This window comes from Pseudomonas palmensis (assembly GCF_017848315.1).
GTDB classification, from domain to species: Bacteria; Pseudomonadota; Gammaproteobacteria; order Pseudomonadales; family Pseudomonadaceae; genus Aquipseudomonas; species Aquipseudomonas palmensis.
Genome location: NZ_JAFKEC010000086.1, coordinates 1 through 17,871 on the forward strand (window position 1 = coordinate 1; position 17,871 = coordinate 17,871).

Here is a 17,871-nt window from a genome sequence, read left to right on the forward strand (position 1 = left end):
GGTCAAGCCCGCTCCCACACAGACAGCGACGGTCCTTGTGGGAGCGGGCTTGACCCGCGATAAGAGCGACGCGGTGTCAGGGCCTCAGCCCTGCCATTTGCCGCCCTCGACGATCACGCTCTCCGGCTTGGTGTCGTCGCTAAGCTCCTTGCGCACGTACTGGTCATACAGCTTGAGCAGGTACTTCTGCTCGCCCAGGCGCGCCAGCTCGCTGTTGACCCAGTCACGCAGCTCGATGTTGCCCTTCTTCACCGCCGGCGCAATCGGCGCTTCCTCGCCCAGCTTCTCGTCCAGCACACGGTAGCCCGGGTTCTGCTTGGACCAGCTGAACAGGATCAGGTTGTCCTGCGCATACGCATCGCCACGGCCATTGGCCAACGCCTGCAACGACTCGGAGTTCTTCTCGAACTTGAGCAGTTTCCAGTCCGGGTGGTTCTTGGTCAGCCAGATGTCCGCCGTGGTGCCGGTGGTGACGATGGTGGTCTTGGCCGCCAGGTCGTCGAGCTTCTTCACCTCGCTGCCCTCGGGCACCAGCGCCTGTACCGCCACGCGCAGGTTGGGGTTGGTGAACTCCACCGCTTCCTTGCGCTCCGGGGTCACGGTCATGTTGGCCAGAATCAGGTCGACCTTGTCGCTCTGCAGGAAGGGAATGCGGCTGGCCGGCTCCACGGCCACGAACTCGACCTTGTTCTCGTCGCCCAGCAGCGACTTGGCCAGCTCGCGACCGATGTCGGTGTCAAAACCCACATAGCGCCCGCTTTCATCCACATAGCCGAATGGCGGCTTGTCGGTGAACACGCCGACGATCAGTTTGTCGCGGGCCTTGATGGTTTCCAGGTAGCTGGTGGCCGGCGCTGCGGCATTGGCGGCAGGCTTGCTCGGCGCTTCGGATTTGTTGCACCCGGCCAGTACGGCCAGGGTGAACAGCGACAGCAGCAGTTTTGAAGCGTGGGCAGTCTTCATGACAGTTCCTTGTGTGGTGTCTTGGGCAGGCTTTCGACAAAGGAGAATTTCTCCAGGAACTGCTGCGCGCGTGCGGTCTGCGGGTTCGTAAAGAAGCTCTCGGGGGCGCTCTGTTCAAGGATCCTGCCGGCCTCCATGAACACGATGCGGTCGGCCACCGCGCGAGCGAAGGCCATTTCATGGGTCACGATCAACAGGGTCATGCCGTCGCGGGCCAGGCCCTGGATCACCTGCAGCACTTCCTTGACCATCTCCGGGTCGAGGGCGGCGGTCACCTCGTCGAACAGCATCACCTGCGGGTTCATACACAGCGAACGCACAATGGCGATACGCTGCTGCTGGCCACCGGAAAGCTGGCGCGGATAGGCGTCGCGCTTGTCCAGCAGGCCCACCCGCGCCAGCAGTGCTTCGGCCTGGGCCTGGGCCTCGAAGCGTTCGCGCTTCTGCACCTTGAGCGGCCCGAGCAGCAGGTTTTCCATCACGCTCATGTGGCCGAACAGGTGGTAGCTCTGGAACACCATGCCCACCTGCTGGCGCACCTGGCGCCAGTCGGTGGCCTTGCTCAGCAGCTCTTTACCGGCCAGTGTCAGGCTGCCGCCGTGGGCCACTTCCAGGCCATTGAGGCAGCGCAGCAGGGTGCTCTTGCCGCAGCCGCTGGGGCCCAGGATCACCACCACTTCGCCGCTGCGCACCTGCAGGTCGATGTCCTTGAGCACCTGGTGCTCACCGAAGAACTTGTTGAAACCCTTGAACTCGATCAATGCGCTCATGCGTGTGTCCAGCGCCGCTCCAGCGCCCGCGAGGCGGCCGACAGCGGGTAGCAGATGAAAAAGAAGAACAGGAACAGCGCGCCGTAGATCAGCACCGACTCATAGGTGCGCTCGATGATCTGCTGGCCCACCTTGATCACGTCCACCACGCCGATCAGCACTGCCAGCGAACTGGTCTTGATGATGCGCGTGTAGATGTTGATGGTCGGCGGGGTCATGCGCTTGAGTGCCTGGGGCAGCAGCACGTGGCCATACAGCTGCCAGCCATCCAGGCCGATCGACAGCCCCGCCTCGCGTTGCCCGCGCGGCAGCGAATGCAGTGCACCGCGCACCACCTCGCCCACCTCGCTGGCACCCCACAGCGACAGCACCAGCACCGCGCACCAGAAGCTGGGAATGCTCACGGCAAAGAAGATCGGCAGGCCGAAGAACAGCAGGTACAGCCACACCAGTACCGGTATCGCCCGAAACAGCTCCAGGTACACCCGCAGCACCAGGTTCACGCTGCGCTTGCCGAGGGTGGCGAGCACGCCGTAGAGCACCCCGCCCAGGGTGCTGAAGGCGATGCCCAGGGCCGAGATCGACAGGGTTTGCGCGGCGCCCTGGGCCAATTGCGGCAGCGACACCAGCAGCAGTTCAAGACCCGAACTGGCCATGTTGCAACCTCCTTTCCAGGCGGCTCAGCAGCAGCGACAACGGCAAGAACAGCAGCACGCAGATCAGCGTCAGCACCGCGAGCATTTCGTAGGTCTTGTAGTAAAGGGCGATGTAGCTCTTGGTGGTGTAGAGAATCTCGGGCACCGCCACCGCCGACACCACGGTGGTTTCCTTGAGCAGGAAGATGAAGTTGGCGAACAGCGCCGGCAGGCTGAGGATGCCGGCCTGGGGCAGGATCACGTGGCGCAGCAGCTGGCCTTCGGACAACCCGATGGAGCGCCCGGACTCCAGCTGTGCGGCGGGCACCGCCTCGACACCGGCGCGCAGCACCTCGGTCAGGTAGGCCCCGCCGAGAAACGTCATGGTGATGATCGCGGCGGCGAAGCCGGAAATCTTCAGGCCCAGGCTGGGCAGCGCGAAGTACACGAAAAACAGCTGGATCAGCAGCGGCGTGTTGCGTGCCAGCTCCACGTACAGGCCCACGGCACGCTGCAGGTAGGGCGTGCGGTAGACCAGGATCGCGGTGTTGATCACGGCCACCACCAGCGAGGTGGCGATGGCGATCAGGCCGACCTGCAGGGTGACCCCGACGGCCTTGAGAAACGCGGGCAATGTGCTGAGGATGAATGCGACGTCGAAGCTCATCGGCGTGGCCTCGGCGTCCGAAACAGGGTGCGCTGCATGGGGGTGGTCTCGAACCGGCCCGAGGGTAGACGGGCGGTGGCGGCTAGGGTTGGGCGTGCCGGTAAGCACTTTGGTAATACTCTAAAGCTATAAAAATATTTATTTAAATATCTTTATTGCATATTGATATCACGCAAAAAACTAACCGCAAATTTCCTCGTGGCAGGCGGGATCTTTCCCGCGCGCGCGCCATCAAACAGCTGTCGTGCGCGGCCCCGTGGGCCGTTCAACCCACAAGGAAAACAACACCATGAACAGCGACCAGCCGACCCTCGACCCCAGCGAACTGATCAAATGGCTGACGGCCCTGCGCCGCGCGGTCAACACACCACGCTGAAACCCCATTCAAAAAAAACGCCGACCCGGTAACCGGAGTCGGCGTTTTGCATCGTGCGGTCTACAGCGGGCGAATCAGAACGCCGGCAGTACCGCGCCTTTGTATTTCTGCTCGATGAAGGCTTTCACTTCAGGGCTGGTCAGGGCCTTGGCCAGCTTCTGGATGGCGTCGCTGTCCTTGTTGTCGGGGCGCGCCACCAGGAAGTTCACGTAAGGCGAGTCGGAACCCTCGATCACCAGGGCATCCTTGGCCGGGTTCAGGCCGGCTTCCAGCGCATAGTTGGTGTTGATCATGTCCAGGTCGACCTGGTCCAGCACGCGTGGCAGCAGGGCCGACTCAAGCTCCTTGAACTTGAAGTTGTGCGGGTTCTTGGCGATGTCCTTGGGCGTGGCCAGGGCGTTTTTCGGATCTTTGAGTTCGATCAGCCCGGCCTTCTGCAGCAGGATCAGCGCACGGCCACTGTTGGAGCCTTCGTTGGGGATGGCGATGGTGGCGCCGTCCTTGAGCTCGGCCAGGCTCTTGACCTTCTTCGAGTAGCCACCGAACGGTTCAACGTGTACGCCGATCACGGTTTCCAGGTGGGTGCCTTTACCTTCGTTGAAGCTCTTGAGGTAGGGCAGGGTCTGGAAGTAGTTGGCGTCCAGACGCTTCTGATCGACCTGCACGTTGGGCTGCACGTAGTCGGTGAACACCTTGATTTCCAGGTCCACGCCTTCCTTGGCCAGGGTTGGCTTGATCAGCTCGAGGATCTCGGCGTGGGGCACCGGGGTGGCGGCAACCACCAGCTTCTGGCCGGCGTGGGCGAAACCTGCAACCGACAGAGCGGCTGCCAATGCAGTCAACAACAAAGCCTTTTTCATGCGCAGTCCTTATTCGAATCACAGCCATCGTCGACGGCGGAAGAGAGGGTGCCAGTATTGTGCTAGCTGGCGTGGAGGCGACAATACCGAGATTTTTTATTCCTTAACAATATCTTTTGCTTAGCTGCTTATTCCATTCTTTGTTGCGCGCCCCGCATGACCTCAGGCGGCCGATTGCGCCAGACGCAACGACACCTGCTCCAGCAAGGCCTGCAACGCACTGCGCTCACCCGGCTGGCCCAGGCGGCAGAGCTGGTCGAGCTGCGTGGCCAGCGCCTGCAGCGGAGTGGGCAGGTTCAGATGCTCGGGCAGTATTTCCTCCCCGCTGCTGACCAGCAGGGCGAAGTGAATGACGTTTTCCAGCTCGCGGGTGTTGCCCGGCCAGCTGTGCAGTTCCAGCACCCGCTGCGCGGCCTCGCTGAGCAGCGGCGGCACGGCCAGGTTCAGGCGCGGGCTGTAGATGCCCACGAAGTACTCGGCCAGCGGCAGGATATCGCCCACCCGCTCGCGCAACGCGGGCAGCTCGAGGCGGCCTTCGTGCAGGTAGTGGTAGAGACGGTCGTGGAACTTGCCGGCGGCCACCGCCTGGGCCAGGTCGATGCTGGAGGCGGCCACCAGGCGCACGTCCACCGGGTTGGGTTGCTGGGCGCCAACGCGGGTGACTTCGCGGTTTTCCAGGGCAGCCAGCAGCTTGACCTGGATCGGCAGCGGCAGGTCGGCGATTTCATCCAGGTACAGCGTGCCGCCGTTGGCCGAGCCGAACCAGCCGGCGCGGCTGCTGGCGGTACCACTGTGGGCGCCGGCGCTGTAGCCGAACAGTTCGGCGTCGGCGTAGGTGGGGCTGATGGCGCCGCAGTTGACCGAGACGAACAGCCCGCCGCGGTCGCTGGCGCGGTGGATCTGCCGGGCCAGCAGCTCCTTGCCGGTGCCGCTTTCGCCGCGGATCAGCACGGGCAAGGCCAGCGGCGCCAGCAGCTCCAGCTCTTCGCGCAGCTGGCGCGAGCGCGGGTCGACGAACACCAGCGCCTTGGCGCGGATGCTCAACGGGCTCTTGTCGCTCTCGGGGAAGGTCAGCAGTGGCTGGCCGTAGGTGTCGTGAAGGCTCATGGCAAACTCCCGCCCGAGCGACTCACGGCGCGGACGTCTTGATGAAAAAGAGGGTAGCGCCCGGGGTCAGGCGCGACGCAGTGCGTGCTGTTCCAGGCGGCTCTGCAGGCGATAGAGGTAGGCAAAGCCCTGCTCCCAGCGCCGGTGTCCAGATTTGACGTTGATATGCCCGGCGCCGCCGAGCACACCGGCTTCTGCGCCCCAGGCGCGAGCCAGTTGCATCGCCCGTGGCGCGCTGACCGCCGGATCGTTGTCGGAGGTGACCACCTGGCTGGGAAACGGCAGCAGGTTCTGCGGAATCGGCGCGAAGTTGCGCAGGGCCGGTGCACAGGCCGGGCGTTCGACGTCGGCCGGGGCCACCAGCAGTGCGCCACGTACCTGCTGCAGCAGGGTTTCGCTGGCGTGGGCGGCCCAATGCGCGACGGTGATGCAGCCCAGGCTGTGGGCGATCAGGATCACCGGCGAGGTGTCGGCGGCGATGGCATGTTCGAGCGCGGCAACCCAGTCTTCACGACGCGGGGTGATCCAGTCGGCCTGTTCGACGCGGGCACTGTTGGGCAGGCTGTTCTGCCAGTGGGTTTGCCAGTGATCGTCTGGCGATCCTTGCCAGCCCGGCACAATCAGGTAACGAATCGACTCATTGCGCATGAGATGCCTCCTGCTGGGTTTGCATTGCATGAGGGCAAGTATAGGGCGGGGGTTATATTCGTAAAGGAATAAGAAGCTATTTATTAATAACCAAAACTTCTTTCCGAATGCTGTGTGCAACCCTGTGGGCGCTGGCATCGGCGCCCTCGGAACGGGCATAAAAAAAGGGGCCGTCCCCTGCCAGGATACGGCCCCCGAATGCGTTGCCCTTACCGTTGCATCGTGTTCAACGCGCGGTGATCACCGAAAGCTTGGTGATCCCTGCCCGCTCGATCGAGGCCATGGCGCGCGCCACTTCCCCATAATTCACACCGTCGTCCGCCTGCAGTTGCACGCGTACCTCCGGGTCCTTGGCCTTGGCCGCCTGCAAGCTGGTCTCCAGCAAGTCCGGCTGGATCTCGTCCTTGTTGATGAACAACTTGCCGCCCCCATCGATGCTCACCACCAGCGGGTCCTTCTGCTCCACCGGGGCCACGGCCTCGGTCTTGGGCAGGCTGATCGGGATCGCGTTGGTCAACAACGGCGCGGTCACGATGAACACCACCAGCAGCACCAGCATCACGTCCACCAGCGGCGTCACGTTGATCTCGCTGAGTACCTCGTCACTGTCCTGGGTAGAAAAGGCCATGTCAGGACGCCTCTTTCACAGGTTGGCCGCTCACTGTTGCAGCTTTGTGAAGCGCAGGGTGCACCAGCACGCGGAAGGCACTCTTCTGCGCCAGGCTGTAGAAGTCGTGGGCAAAGTCGTCGAGGTCGGCCGCCGTGAGTTTCAGGCGACGCAGGAAGTAGTTGTAAACCAGCACCGCCGGCACCGCGACCGCGATCCCCACACCCGTGGCCACCAGCGCCGCACCAATCGGCCCGGCCACGGTTTCCAGGCTCGCCGAGCCCGCCGCACTGATGCCCTTGAGCGCTTCCATGATGCCCCACACGGTACCGAACAGGCCGATGAACGGCGACGTGCTGCCGATACTGGCCACCACCGCCAGGCCGGTTTCCAGCGAGCGGCGCTCACGCACGATCTGCTGGCGCAGGGCGCGTTCGAGGCGGTCCTGGTGATTGATCGCCTGGCTCAGGTCATTGGCCTGGCCGGGCTCGCCCACCGCGATGGCGGCGTAGCCGGCCTGGGCCACGCGGGCGGCGGCGCCGGGCTGGGTCTGGGTGAGTTCGGCGGCCGAATCAAGGCTTGAGGCTGCCCAGAACTGCTTGTGGAAGCGCTTGTCCTGGTTCTTAAGGCGGGCGAACTGCAAGCCCTTGACCAGGGCCAGGCCCCAGGTCGCGACGGAAAACACCACCAGCAGCCAGATCACCGCGCTTTCGATGGATTCAAGGGGGGATGCCAATACACTCATGATGGTTTCTCTCTGTTAGCGCGAAATTTTTAGCGAATCTTGAAATCGATCGGCACGCTGACCCAGCCCGCCTGGGCCACGTCGCCCTGCTTGGCCGGCACGAAGCTCCAGCGCTTTACCGCCGCCAGCGCGGCATCGTCGAGCTGCTGGCGACCACTGCTCTTCTGCAACTGGATCTCGCCAGGCTTGCCGCTGGGCAACACATGCACCCGCAGCAGCACGGTGCCTTCCCAGCCGCGACGCTGGGCCAGCGACGGGTATTCCGGCGCCGGGTTCTTCAGGTACGCCGCGCTGGCCGAAGCCGGGGTCACCGGCGCCGGGGCAGGTGGCGCAGGCGGGGCGGCAGGTTGTGGCGGTGCCGGCGGCGGCTCGACCGGTTTGGGCGCAGGCTTGGGCTCGGGCTTGGGCACCGGCTTTGGCTTGGGCTTGGGTACCGGCTTGGGCGGTGGCGGCGGCTTGACGGCCAACTCGTCGACCACCGGCGGTGGCGGCTCCACCACAGGCTCGGCCGGCGCCGGGGGCGGCGGCTCGACAACCGGTGGCGCCGGCTGGGAAAACTCGATGGTCATCGGCGGGATTTCCGGTGGAACCACCGGCAACACCGGGGCCGGTGCCTGGCTGACCCAGTAGGCCACGGCACCATGCAGCACCAGCGCGAAAACCCCGAGCAGCACCTTCTCGCGGCCCTTCAAGGCACTACGCGGGGTGCGCTGCAAGCGCTGTTGCGCCAGCGGCAACCGGTGCGGCCGACCGAGGTCGACCAGCTCGCCGCCCGGCGCCTGGCGCCAAAGCACATCGAGAGCACTGGCGGCGGTCTGGACATTACCCATTGATCAACTCCTGGGAGGTTCGGTGCATGTGCATCGAAGGCCGCCCGGTCTGGCCGGCCTTCGCTGAGGTGGATGATCGACGCGTGCTGCTTATCTCTTAAAGTAATCTTTAAAGTTATGGATAGAACCTGATCGCATATACAAAACCGCTGAACCGCTCTAGCCCGCGCCAATCAAGGGCTGGAGGGCATTGCTGATCTGGCAATGCCTTTGCGGCATCGAAAATATTCGCCAAAGGCATCGAAAAACCCCTCAGAAGTCATAGCGACCGGTCACGCCCAGGGTCCGCGGGGTGCCGAGCAGCCCTTCGTAGCCGCCGTTGGCGGCGCTCCACAGGGTGGTGTAGTAGGTCTTGTCGAAGGCGTTCTTCAGCCATAGCGACACGTCCCACTGCCCGCCCTCGGCATCGCCGCGCAGGCCGGTACTGAGGTTGACCACGGCGTAGCTGGGGATCTGCGCGAAGTCCGAGTCCTCGACCGTGCCCACCGCCCTGGAACGGAACGCATAGCTGGCGGTGACATAGGGCTGCAGGCCGTTGTCCAGGTCCCACTGGTACTGCCCGTTGGCGTTGGCGATCCATTTGGAGGCGCCGACCACCTGATGCCCGCTGAGGTCGCAGGCGGCCGGGGCACCCGGTTGCAGAGCCACCTCCGGCGCGCACGGGGCGTCCTTGTAGGCGAGGTAGCGCACGTCGTTGAACGAGCCGTTGAGGTTCAGCGTAAGGCCGCGCAGCGGCACCAGGGTGCTGTCGAACTCGACCCCGCGTGAGCGCACCGAGCCTGCGTTGGTCAGGTACTGCACGCGGTTGGCGTCGTCGTAGGCGTTGGTCTGGTAGCCGTTGACCTGGGTCCAGAACAGGTTGGCGTTCAGTTGCAGGCGGCGGTCCCACAGGGTGCTCTTGAAGCCCAGTTCGGCGTTGTTGGCGCGCTCGGTGCCGATCAGCAACGAGTCGGCGCCAGCCACCGGTGCGGTGCCCACCGCCAGGTTGACCCCGCCGGACTTCTCGCCGTGGGACAGCGTGGCGTAGCCCAGCAGGTCGTCGGTGAAGCGGTAACTGAGGTTGAGCAGGCCCGAGGGGCTGGTGCTGTACTGGTTGAGGTCGCCCGAGTCATACGCACCGGCCCGTCCCTGGCGTACCGCTGCCGCCGCCCCGCTGACCGCAGCGCCGCCCACCGGGGCGCTGCGGTTGACCCAGGCGCTTTTCTCTTCGTAGGTGCCGCGTATCCCGGCGGTGAAGTCCAGGCGCGGGGTGAGGTGCCAGGTGCCCTGGCCGAACAGGGCGAAGCTGTCGGTCTTGATGTGCCCCTTGCCCACCGAGCTGACGTTGGCCAGCGCACCGGTCGGCGTGCCGTTCCACACGTCGGCCTGGGGGCCGTAGAAGGCGAAGGACTTGTTGTCCAGGTTGGAGCCGAAGTAGTACGCGCCCAGTACGTAGTCGAAGAAGCCGCCCGTGGGCGAGGCCAGGCGAAATTCCTGGGAGTACTGCTTGTCTTGCACCGACACCCCGGCGTTGTAGGTTGCCGGCACATCCAGGCCGTCGTCGTTGCGCGGGGTGAAGTCCCACCAGCGGTAGCTGCTGATGGAGGTCAGGGTGAAGTCGTTGTCCAGGGTCCAGTTGGCCTCCAGCGAGGTGCCGCCCTGGAACACCGTTACCTTCTGGTCGTCGTCCAGGTTGACCTTGCGGTGGCGGCCGTCGACCAGCGTGGCGCCGGCCGCCGCCGCACGGTTTTCATAGCGGTTGACGCCGTTGATGGTCGGCCCGGTGCTGTACAGCACGCGGGTGCCGGCGCTGGAGTCTTCCTCGTTGTAGTCGCCGATCCAGCGCAGGTTGAACTGCTCGCTGGGCTTGTACAGCAGTTGCCCGCGAAAGCCCTGGCGCGCACCACCGTTGAGGGTGTGGCCGTCGTGCTCGTTGCTGATGTCGCCGTCGCTGCGCGTGCGGTAGGCCGAGAAGCGGCCGGCCAGGGTCTCGGTGAGCGGGCCGGAAAGCGTGCCCTTGGTCTGGAAGTAGCCGTCCTCGCCCACCGAGGCCTCGATGCTGCGCTCGGGGGTGAAGCTGGGCGCACGGGTGCTGATGTTGATGACCCCCGCAGTGGTGTTCTTGCCGAACAGGGTGCCCTGGGGGCCGCGCAGCACTTCGAGCTGCTCGATGTCCATGAGGTCGAACACCGCCATGCCGGGGCGGCCGAGGTAGACGTTGTCCAGGTACAGCCCCACGCTGCCTTCCAGGCCGTCGCTGGCGGGGTTGTTGCCCAGGCCGCGGATCGACACGCTGGACTGGCGCGCATGCATGTAGGCCACGTTGACGCTGGGCACCAACTGCTGAAGGTCCTGGATGCGGTACACGCGCTGGCTTTCCAGGGCCTGGCCGTCGAGCACGCTCATCGGCGTGGGCACGTCCTGGGCGCTCTCTTCACGTCGGCGCGCAGTCACGGTGACGGCCTTGAGCTGGCTGTCGGGCTTGACCTCGGGCGTCGCGTCGGTGGCCGCCTGGGCCGGCAGCCAATGCGCGCTGCCGGCCAGCAGCAAGGCCAGCGGCAGGCGCTTGAGCCGTCGGGAAGACAAGGGTGCGGCGGGGGAAGACGGGCACATGGGCGGCTCCTGGGCAAGGAATTGATATTCCTTAAAGTTATTTATTTATGATTTCACATATGTTTACTGCATAAGAGATTGCCTTTATAAGGAGTGCAGCCGAGGCAGAGCAAATGCATTTGCCCGATACTTTTCATGTGAAAAATGCATATCGACCTACGCCAGCTTCGCCACCTGATCGCGCTCGCCGAGCACCGCAGCTTCGTGGCGGCGGCGAACGCGGTGAGCCTTTCGCAATCGGCCTTCAGCCGTAGCATCCAGGCCCTGGAACACAGCGCCGGGTGCCTGCTGGTGGACCGGTCGAGCAAGGAGCTGGCGCCGACCAAGCAGGGCCTGGTGGTGCTCGAACATGCGCGCCGGCTGGTCAGCGGCGCGCATCAGTTGAGCAACGAGATCAGCCAGTTCAACGGCCTGGAGGCCGGCGAGCTGCGCTTTGGCTGCGGCCCGGCGCCGGCCGCCGGGCTGGTGCCGCGTGCCATCGGCACGTTCATCGGGCGCTACCCCAGGGCACGGGTGCGTTTTCAGGTGGATGACTGGCAGAACCTGGACAAGCGCCTGCTGGCCGAGGAGTTCGAGTTCTTCGTGGCCGACACCCGCCGCTTCGAGGCCGACCCGGCCTACCACACCGTGCGCCTGCGCCCGCGCCGCTGGCACTTCTGCTGCCGCGCCGCGCACCCGCTGGCGCAACTGCCGAGCGTCAGCGCCGAGCAACTGCTGGCCTACCCCCTGGCGGTGACCCTGCGCCCGCCCAACCTGCGCAAGGTGATCAGCGACCTGAGCGGGCGCCCGGACTTCACCGCCAGCGTCGAGTGCGAGAACGGCTACAGCCTGCTGGGGGTGGTGCTGAACTCCGAAGCGATCGGCATCTGCAGCGCCAACAGCGATGCGCTGCACAGCGCCGCCCAGCAACTGGTGCGCCTGAACATCGACGGTCTGCACGACGACTGCGAGGAGCTGTACACCCGCTACGGCATCGTCAGCCGTGCGCGCCAGCGCCTGTCGCCGCTGGCCGAGGCAATGATCGCGCAGATCGTCGCCACCGATCAGGCCGACCAGGACCTGTGCAACCTGGAGCGCCTGGCCATCTGAGGTGTTGCGCCGGGCGCATCGAAGGTATTCGGCAAATGCGCTTGTGGTCGCGTGGCGTGCAGGGCGAAATCACCCACCAGACTTTCAACCGGTGAGCGCCATGACCCAACCTGCCCCCGTGCGCAACGTGCTGTACATCATGTGCGACCAGCTGCGTCGCGATTACCTGTCGTGCTACGGCCACCCGCACCTGCACACGCCCAACATCGACCGCCTGGCCGCTGCCGGGGTGCGCTTCAGCCGCGCCTATACCCAAGGCACCATCTGCGGGCCGTCGCGCATGTCGGCATACACCGGGCGCTATGTGAGCAGCCACCAGGTGGCCTGGAACAGCGTGCCGCTGCCGCTGGAGGAGCTGACCCTGGGCGACTACCTGCGCCCGGCCGGCATCCGCACCGCGCTGGTGGGCAAGACCCACGCCACGCCGAACCTTCAGGCGCAGCAGCAGCTGGGCATCGACGCCGACATGGCCAGGCAGCTCGATGAAGTGGGTTTCGAAGCCTATGTGCGCCATGACGGTATCTACCCCGACGACCCGCAGTTCGCCGACAAGCGCGAGAGCGCCCCATACACCCATTACCTGCGCGAACACGGCTATGGCGGCGACAACCCCTGGCACGACTGGGCCAATGCAGCGCAGGGCGAAGATGGCGAGGTACTCAGCGGCTGGCACATGCGCCACGCCGACCGCCCCACGCGCCTGCCCGAGCAGCATTCGGAGACGGTGTACACCACCGACCGCGCCATCGACTTCATCACCGAACAGGGTGAGCAGCCGTGGTGCCTGCACCTGTCGTACATCAAGCCGCACTGGCCGTACATCGAGCCGGCGCCGTACCACGCGCTGTATGGCGCGGCGCAGGTGCTGCCGGCGGTGCCGGGCGGGCGCAGCGATCACCCGGTGTATGGCGCGTTCCGTCAGCATCAGGAGAGCGTGAACTTCTCCCGCGAGGAGGTGCGCCTGAAGGTGATCCCCACCTACATGGGGCTTATCAGGCAGGTGGACGACCAGCTCGGACGGCTGTTCGAAGTGCTTCGACGCACCGGGCGCTGGGACGACACGCTGATCGTGTTCACCAGCGACCACGGTGATTTTCTGGGCGACCACGGGCTGGGGGAGAAGGAGTTTCTGCTGGAGCAGGCGGTGGGTGTGCCGTTGATCGTGCGCGACCCGCGTGGGGCGGCAGATGCCACCCGCGGCACGGTGGATGCGCGGCTGGTGGAGACCATCGATGCGCTGCCGACGTTTCTGGACGCACTGGGATTGCCGGGGGCCGAGCATCGGCTGGAGGGGCGGTCACTGGTACCGTTGCTGCACGGCACGGCGCAGGGATGGCGCGAATATGCGATTGCCGAGTACGACTATGCATTCCAGACCCCGGCGCGGGAGCGGCTGGGGCAGCCGATCGACCGTTGCCGCATGACCATGGTGCGCAGCGAGCGCTTCAAGTACATCGCGTATGACGGCTTCAGGGCGCAGCTGTTCGACCTGCAGGAAGACCCGCAGGAGCGGCACGACCTGGGCGATGATCCGGCGCATGCCGGCGTGCGCGAGGTGCATCAGGGGTACCTGTTGCAGTGGCTGCGCGGGCTCAAACGCCGCACCACGATCAGCCATGCGGAGATCGAGCGGCGGGGGGAGCGGTTCCGCTACGGGGAGCCGCAGGCGGACAGCGTGGTGAAGATCGGGGTGTGGTGAGGCGGGCCGCTTCGCGGCCCGTCGCGGGTCAAGCCCGCTCCCACAGGTACTCCACTGCCCCTTGGATCAGTGATATCCCTGTGGGAGCGGGCTTGACCCGCGATGAGGCCCGTAAGGCCTCAGATATTGCCGACCTTCTGCCACACCTTCGGCTTGAAGAACAACGTCTCGCCACGGGCCAACCCGGTCAGGCTGTCGTGGTCCTTGACCACCTCGGCCTCGATCAGCTCGCTCTGCCCTTCCACCTTCAGCGTCACCCGCGTGGTCGCGCCCAACGGGCGTATGTCACGCACTTCAGCTGCGTGGTGGCCTTCCACCTCCTGTCGCGACAGCGACACTTCGTGCGGACGGAACAGCACGTGCTGGTCCTCGCTCAGGTGCAGGCGGTTGGAGTCGCCCAGAAAGTGGTAGACGAAGTCGCTGGCCGGGTTCTCGTATACCTCGCCCGGCGAGCCGATCTGCTCGATCACGCCCTTGTTCATCACCACGATACGGTCGGCCACTTCCATGGCTTCTTCCTGGTCGTGGGTCACGAACACCGAGGTCAGGTTGATGTCTTCGTGCAACCGCGCCAGCCAGCGACGCAGCTCCTTGCGCACCTTGGCGTCCAGCGCACCGAACGGCTCGTCCAGCAGCAGCACCTTGGGCTCTACCGCCAGCGCCCGCGCCAGGGCGATACGCTGGCGCTGGCCACCGGACAGTTGCTCGGGGTAGCGGTCGCTGAGCCAGTCCAGCTGCACCATGTTCAGCAGCTCGTGGACCTTCTCGGCAATGCGCGTCTCGTTCGGGCGCTCGCCCTTGGGCTTCATGCGCAGGCCGAAGGCGACGTTGTCGAACACGCTCATGTGGCGAAACAGCGCGTAGTGCTGGAACACGAAGCCGACGTTGCGATCACGCACGTCGTGCCCCGACACGTCCTCGCCATGGAACACGATGCTGCCCTGGTCCGGCGTCTCGAGCCCGGCGATGATGCGCAGCAGGGTGGTCTTGCCGCAGCCGGACGGGCCCAGCAGCGCTACCAGCTCGCCGCTGTGGATATCCAGGTTGATGCTGTCCAGGGCCTGGAAAGCGTTGAAGCGCTTGCTGACGTTACGAACTTCGATCGACATGAATTATTCCTCCGCGGCGCTGTGGCGCAGGCGGTTAATGCGGGACTCGCTCCACTGCTTGAGCAGCAGGATGAAGAGCGCCAGGATCAGCAGCAGGCTGGCCACGCTGAAGGCCGCGACATGGTTGTATTCGTTGTAGAGGATCTCGACATGCAGCGGCAAGGTGTTGGTCACCCCGCGAATATGCCCGGACACCACCGACACCGCACCGAACTCGCCCATCGCGCGCGCCGTGCACAGCACCACGCCATAGATCAGGCCCCATTTGATGTTGGGTACGGTGACGTGCCAGAACATCTGCCAGCCGTTGGCCCCGAGCAGGCGTGCAGCCTCCTCTTCCTGGGTGCCCTGCTCCTGCATCAGCGGGATCAGCTCGCGCGCCACGAACGGCACGGTGACGAAGATGGTCGCCAGCACGATGCCGGGCAGGGCGAACACGATCTGGATGTCATGGTCCTGCAGCCACGGGCCGAAGAAGCCCTGGGCACCGAACATCAGCACGTAGACAAGACCGGCGATCACCGGCGACACCGAGAACGGCAGGTCGATCAGGGTCACCAGGATGCTCTTGCCGGGGAAGCTGTACTTGCTCACGCACCACGCCGCGCTGACCCCGAACACCAGGTTCAGCGGCACCGAGATGGCCACCGCGATCAGGGTGAGCTTGAGCGCCGACAGCGCGTCGGGCTCGAAGATCGCCTCGAAGAAGGTGCCCAGGCCCATCTTCAGGCCCTGGGACACCACGATGAACAGCGGCAGCAGCAGAAACAGCGCGAAGATCAGCCAGCCGAGGCCGATCAGCACGCGCCGTGAAATCGCGCTGCCACGGCGGGCAGCGTTGGCCGAAGCGGCCACACCAACGGATGATGCAGACATGGGTCAGGCCTCCTTCACGGGGTTTCGATGCGCCGCTGCAACAGGTTGATCAGCAGCAGCAGGATGAAGGAAACCACCAGCATCATCACGCCGATGGCGGTGGCGCCGGTGTAGTCGTACTGGTCGAGCTTGACCATGATCAGCAACGGCAGGATCTCGGTCTTCATCGGCATGTTGCCGGCGATGAAGATCACCGAACCGTACTCGCCCACACCCCGTGCGAAGGCCAGCGCGAAGCCGGTCAGCCAGGCCGGCAGCAGCGCCGGTGCCAGCACGTAGCGGAACACCTGCAGCGGCTTGGCCCCCAGGCACGCGGCGGCCTCTTCGACCTCGCGCGGGATGTCGGCCAGCACCGGCTGCACCGTGCGCACCACGAACGGCAGAGTCACGAAGGTCAGCGCCAGGGTGATGCCCAGCGGCGTGTAGGCGATCTTGAAGCCCAGGTCGGTGGCGAACTGGCCCACCAGACCGGACGGCGCATACAGCGCGGTCAGGGCGATGCCGGCCACGGCGGTGGGCAGGGCGAACGGCAGGTCGATCATCGCATCGATGACCTTGCGCCCTGGGAAGGTGTAGCGCACCAGCACCCAGGCCAGCAGCGTGCCGATCACGCCGTTGATCAGCGCCGCATAGAACGCGGTGCTGAAGCTGAGCTTGAGCGCGGCCAGCACCCGGGGTGCGGTGACGATGGTCCAGAACTGGTCCCAGGTGAGCTGGGCGGCATGGATGAACATGGCCGCCAGCGGTATGAGCACTATCAGGCTGAGGTACACCAAGGTGTAGCCCAGCGTCAGCCCGAAGCCGGGTATGACGGGGGAGATACGACGCGACATAGAAGTCCCTGGTTTAACGCACGAAGCCCGAGACGAATCCCGGGCCCATGCTGGCTACTGAATGGCGATTATCCTAACGGCCACGCATCACTGCGCCGTGTAGATCTGGTCGAACACACCACCATCGTTGAAGAACTTGGGCTGCGCAGTTTTCCAGCCACCGAAGTCTTTGTCGATAGTCACCAGTTCGAGTTTAGGGAACTGCTTGGCGTATTCGGCAGCGACCTTCTCGTCACGCGGGCGGTAGAAGTTCTCGGCGGCGATCTTCTGGCCGGCCGGGCTGTACAGGTACTTGAGGTATTCGGTGGCGATCGCGGTATTGCCCTTTTTCTCGGCGTTCTTGTCCACCACCGCCACCGGCGGCTCGGCCAGGATCGACAGCGACGGCACGACGATGTCGAACTTGTCGGCGCCACCGTCTTCCTTAAGGGCCAGGAAGGCTTCGTTTTCCCAGGCCAGCAGCACGTCGCCCTGACCGTTGTTGACGAAGGTGATGGTCGAGCCGCGGGCGCCGGTGTCCAGTACCGGCACGTGCTTGAACAGCTCCTGCACGTATTCCTGGGCCTTGGCTTCGCTGCCGCCGGCCTTCAGGCCGTAGGCCCAGGCGGCGAGGAAGTTCCAGCGCGCGCCACCGGAGGTTTTCGGGTTGGGCGTGATCACCGACACGTCCTTCTTGATCAGGTCGCCCCAGTCCTTGATGCCCTTGGGGTTGCCCTTGCGCACAAGGAACACGATGGTCGAGGTGTACGGGGTGCTGGCGTCGGGCAGGCGGGTCTGCCAGTTCTCCGGCAGGGTCTTGCCGAGCTTGGCGATTTCGTCGATGTCGCCGGCCAGGGCCAGGGTCACCACGTCGGCGCGCAGGCCGTCGATCACCGCACGGCCCTGCTTGCCCGAGCCACCGTGGGACTGCTGGATCTTGACCTTGTCGTCCGGGTGCGCCTGTTGCCAGTGCTTGATGAATTCGGCGTTGTACTGCTGATACAGCTCGCGGGTGGGGTCATAGGACACGTTCAACAGCTCGTAGTCCTTGGCGATGGCGGAACCGGCAAACACGGCACTGGCCAGTGCGGCCAGGGCATAACGGCGGATGGACATGGTGAAGCTCCCGATTGGCGTATTTTTTTCTAATTAGAGGGCTGAATCAGCTGGGCTTGTTGCCTGGATTCTGCAGGCGGAATTTTTCCTTGCGTTCGATCTGCACGACCTGGGCGTTGTGCACGGTGATTTCCACCGCGCCGAAACGCAGGTCGCGCAATGCGCTCTGGATCTCGCGCAGAATGGTGGCTTCGTCCTGTCCGTCAACGCTACGCAGAGATGCGCTCATGCTCGTGCTCCTGGAAATAAGGGGTGCCGTGCAGCTGCATCTGAAGGGGACGACTGCGCCTGGCTTGAGGGCAATCTTAGAGAGGGTGGAATATTCTTAAAAATACTATTTAAGAATTTTTATATAACTAAAAAGTGTAGA

Annotated in this window: 18 protein-coding genes; 2 read left to right on the forward strand and 16 right to left on the reverse strand. The window is 64.7% G+C overall.

Annotated features, from left to right (window positions below; all coding sequences use genetic code 11):
- Positions 1-84: 84 nt before the first annotated feature.
- The 11 genes from JZZ72_RS26240 to JZZ72_RS26290 form a co-directional block, all read right to left on the reverse strand.
- Positions 85-963, reverse strand: a complete 879-nt coding sequence (locus JZZ72_RS26240; protein WP_054915897.1) for a transporter substrate-binding domain-containing protein — start codon at positions 961-963, stop codon at positions 85-87.
- Complete coding sequence (locus JZZ72_RS26245; RefSeq protein ID WP_210015406.1) at positions 960-1,733, reverse strand: amino acid ABC transporter ATP-binding protein; 774 nt, start codon at positions 1,731-1,733, stop codon at positions 960-962. The genes JZZ72_RS26240 and JZZ72_RS26245 overlap by 4 nt, the downstream gene beginning before the upstream one ends.
- Positions 1,730-2,389, reverse strand: coding sequence for an amino acid ABC transporter permease (locus JZZ72_RS26250; protein WP_210015407.1), 660 nt, complete (start codon positions 2,387-2,389; stop codon positions 1,730-1,732). Before JZZ72_RS26250 ends, JZZ72_RS26245 begins: the two co-directional genes overlap by 4 nt.
- Entirely contained in the window at positions 2,370-3,035 is a 666-nt protein-coding gene (locus tag JZZ72_RS26255; RefSeq protein ID WP_043859911.1) for an amino acid ABC transporter permease, read from the reverse strand. The genes JZZ72_RS26250 and JZZ72_RS26255 overlap by 20 nt, the downstream gene beginning before the upstream one ends.
- Before the next feature lie 450 nt (positions 3,036-3,485).
- Positions 3,486-4,271: a MetQ/NlpA family ABC transporter substrate-binding protein gene (locus JZZ72_RS26260; protein ID WP_043859910.1), complete on the reverse strand. Its 786-nt coding sequence runs from the start codon at positions 4,269-4,271 to the stop codon at positions 3,486-3,488.
- 162 nt (positions 4,272-4,433) lie between these two features.
- Entirely contained in the window at positions 4,434-5,378 is a 945-nt protein-coding gene (locus JZZ72_RS26265) for a sigma 54-interacting transcriptional regulator (RefSeq protein ID WP_210015408.1), read from the reverse strand.
- Positions 5,379-5,444: 66 nt separating this feature from the next.
- On the reverse strand, positions 5,445-6,026 hold the full coding sequence (locus JZZ72_RS26270; protein WP_043859907.1) for an alpha/beta hydrolase: 582 nt from the start codon (positions 6,024-6,026) through the stop codon (positions 5,445-5,447).
- Positions 6,027-6,252: 226 nt separating this feature from the next.
- Entirely contained in the window at positions 6,253-6,654 is a 402-nt protein-coding gene (locus JZZ72_RS26275; protein ID WP_043859906.1) for an ExbD/TolR family protein, read from the reverse strand.
- A 1-nt stretch (position 6,655) separates the two neighbouring features.
- Complete coding sequence (locus JZZ72_RS26280; RefSeq protein ID WP_043859905.1) at positions 6,656-7,378, reverse strand: MotA/TolQ/ExbB proton channel family protein; 723 nt, start codon at positions 7,376-7,378, stop codon at positions 6,656-6,658.
- Positions 7,379-7,407: 29 nt separating this feature from the next.
- Positions 7,408-8,208, reverse strand: a complete 801-nt coding sequence (locus JZZ72_RS26285) for an energy transducer TonB (protein WP_043859904.1) — start codon at positions 8,206-8,208, stop codon at positions 7,408-7,410.
- A 252-nt stretch (positions 8,209-8,460) separates the two neighbouring features.
- Positions 8,461-10,800: a TonB-dependent receptor gene (locus tag JZZ72_RS26290; protein ID WP_100632969.1), complete on the reverse strand. Its 2,340-nt coding sequence runs from the start codon at positions 10,798-10,800 to the stop codon at positions 8,461-8,463.
- A 144-nt stretch (positions 10,801-10,944) separates the two neighbouring features.
- Between JZZ72_RS26290 and JZZ72_RS26295 the strand changes: the two genes are divergently transcribed.
- On the forward strand, positions 10,945-11,889 hold the full coding sequence (locus JZZ72_RS26295; protein ID WP_210015409.1) for a LysR family transcriptional regulator: 945 nt from the start codon (positions 10,945-10,947) through the stop codon (positions 11,887-11,889).
- Between the two features lie 100 nt (positions 11,890-11,989).
- Positions 11,990-13,588 (forward strand): alkaline phosphatase family protein, encoded by a 1,599-nt coding sequence (locus JZZ72_RS26300; protein ID WP_210015410.1) that lies wholly within the window; start codon positions 11,990-11,992, stop codon positions 13,586-13,588.
- A gap of 119 nt (positions 13,589-13,707) precedes the next feature.
- Here the strand turns inward: JZZ72_RS26300 and JZZ72_RS26305 are convergent, their stop codons facing one another.
- The 5 genes from JZZ72_RS26305 to oscA all read right to left on the reverse strand — a co-directional run bounded on the left by JZZ72_RS26305 (position 13,708) and on the right by oscA (position 17,730).
- Positions 13,708-14,697, reverse strand: a complete 990-nt coding sequence (locus JZZ72_RS26305) for a sulfate/molybdate ABC transporter ATP-binding protein (RefSeq protein ID WP_054915893.1) — start codon at positions 14,695-14,697, stop codon at positions 13,708-13,710.
- A gap of 3 nt (positions 14,698-14,700) precedes the next feature.
- Positions 14,701-15,573: a sulfate ABC transporter permease subunit CysW gene (cysW, locus tag JZZ72_RS26310; protein ID WP_043859899.1), complete on the reverse strand. Its 873-nt coding sequence runs from the start codon at positions 15,571-15,573 to the stop codon at positions 14,701-14,703.
- 14 nt (positions 15,574-15,587) lie between these two features.
- Positions 15,588-16,406, reverse strand: a complete 819-nt coding sequence (gene cysT / locus JZZ72_RS26315) for a sulfate ABC transporter permease subunit CysT (protein WP_043859898.1) — start codon at positions 16,404-16,406, stop codon at positions 15,588-15,590.
- 87 nt (positions 16,407-16,493) lie between these two features.
- The gene (locus tag JZZ72_RS26320; protein ID WP_043861301.1) at positions 16,494-17,501 is read right to left on the reverse strand and encodes a sulfate ABC transporter substrate-binding protein; all 1,008 of its coding nucleotides are present in this window, start codon (positions 17,499-17,501) and stop codon (positions 16,494-16,496) included.
- A 46-nt stretch (positions 17,502-17,547) separates the two neighbouring features.
- Complete coding sequence (oscA, locus tag JZZ72_RS26325; protein WP_007941032.1) at positions 17,548-17,730, reverse strand: sulfur starvation response protein OscA; 183 nt, start codon at positions 17,728-17,730, stop codon at positions 17,548-17,550.
- Positions 17,731-17,871: the final 141 nt, after the last annotated feature.

Coding starts and splice junctions, on each gene's coding strand:
- JZZ72_RS26280 (WP_043859905.1), bottom strand. CDS start 7,378: ATGAGTGTATTGGCATCCCCCCTTGAATCCATCGAAAGCGCGGTGATC.
- JZZ72_RS26265 (WP_210015408.1), bottom strand. CDS start 5,378: ATGAGCCTTCACGACACCTACGGCCAGCCACTGCTGACCTTCCCCGAG.
- JZZ72_RS26260 (WP_043859910.1), bottom strand. CDS start 4,271: ATGAAAAAGGCTTTGTTGTTGACTGCATTGGCAGCCGCTCTGTCGGTT.
- cysW (WP_043859899.1), bottom strand. CDS start 15,573: ATGTCTGCATCATCCGTTGGTGTGGCCGCTTCGGCCAACGCTGCCCGC.
- JZZ72_RS26275 (WP_043859906.1), bottom strand. CDS start 6,654: ATGGCCTTTTCTACCCAGGACAGTGACGAGGTACTCAGCGAGATCAAC.
- JZZ72_RS26245 (WP_210015406.1), bottom strand. CDS start 1,733: ATGAGCGCATTGATCGAGTTCAAGGGTTTCAACAAGTTCTTCGGTGAG.
- JZZ72_RS26270 (WP_043859907.1), bottom strand. CDS start 6,026: ATGCGCAATGAGTCGATTCGTTACCTGATTGTGCCGGGCTGGCAAGGA.
- cysT (WP_043859898.1), bottom strand. CDS start 16,406: ATGTCGCGTCGTATCTCCCCCGTCATACCCGGCTTCGGGCTGACGCTG.
- JZZ72_RS26305 (WP_054915893.1), bottom strand. CDS start 14,697: ATGTCGATCGAAGTTCGTAACGTCAGCAAGCGCTTCAACGCTTTCCAG.
- JZZ72_RS26255 (WP_043859911.1), bottom strand. CDS start 3,035: ATGAGCTTCGACGTCGCATTCATCCTCAGCACATTGCCCGCGTTTCTC.
- JZZ72_RS26285 (WP_043859904.1), bottom strand. CDS start 8,208: ATGGGTAATGTCCAGACCGCCGCCAGTGCTCTCGATGTGCTTTGGCGC.
- JZZ72_RS26295 (WP_210015409.1), top strand. CDS start 10,945: ATGCATATCGACCTACGCCAGCTTCGCCACCTGATCGCGCTCGCCGAG.
- oscA (WP_007941032.1), bottom strand. CDS start 17,730: ATGAGCGCATCTCTGCGTAGCGTTGACGGACAGGACGAAGCCACCATT.
- JZZ72_RS26240 (WP_054915897.1), bottom strand. CDS start 963: ATGAAGACTGCCCACGCTTCAAAACTGCTGCTGTCGCTGTTCACCCTG.
- JZZ72_RS26300 (WP_210015410.1), top strand. CDS start 11,990: ATGACCCAACCTGCCCCCGTGCGCAACGTGCTGTACATCATGTGCGAC.
- JZZ72_RS26290 (WP_100632969.1), bottom strand. CDS start 10,800: ATGTGCCCGTCTTCCCCCGCCGCACCCTTGTCTTCCCGACGGCTCAAG.
- JZZ72_RS26320 (WP_043861301.1), bottom strand. CDS start 17,501: ATGTCCATCCGCCGTTATGCCCTGGCCGCACTGGCCAGTGCCGTGTTT.
- JZZ72_RS26250 (WP_210015407.1), bottom strand. CDS start 2,389: ATGGCCAGTTCGGGTCTTGAACTGCTGCTGGTGTCGCTGCCGCAATTG.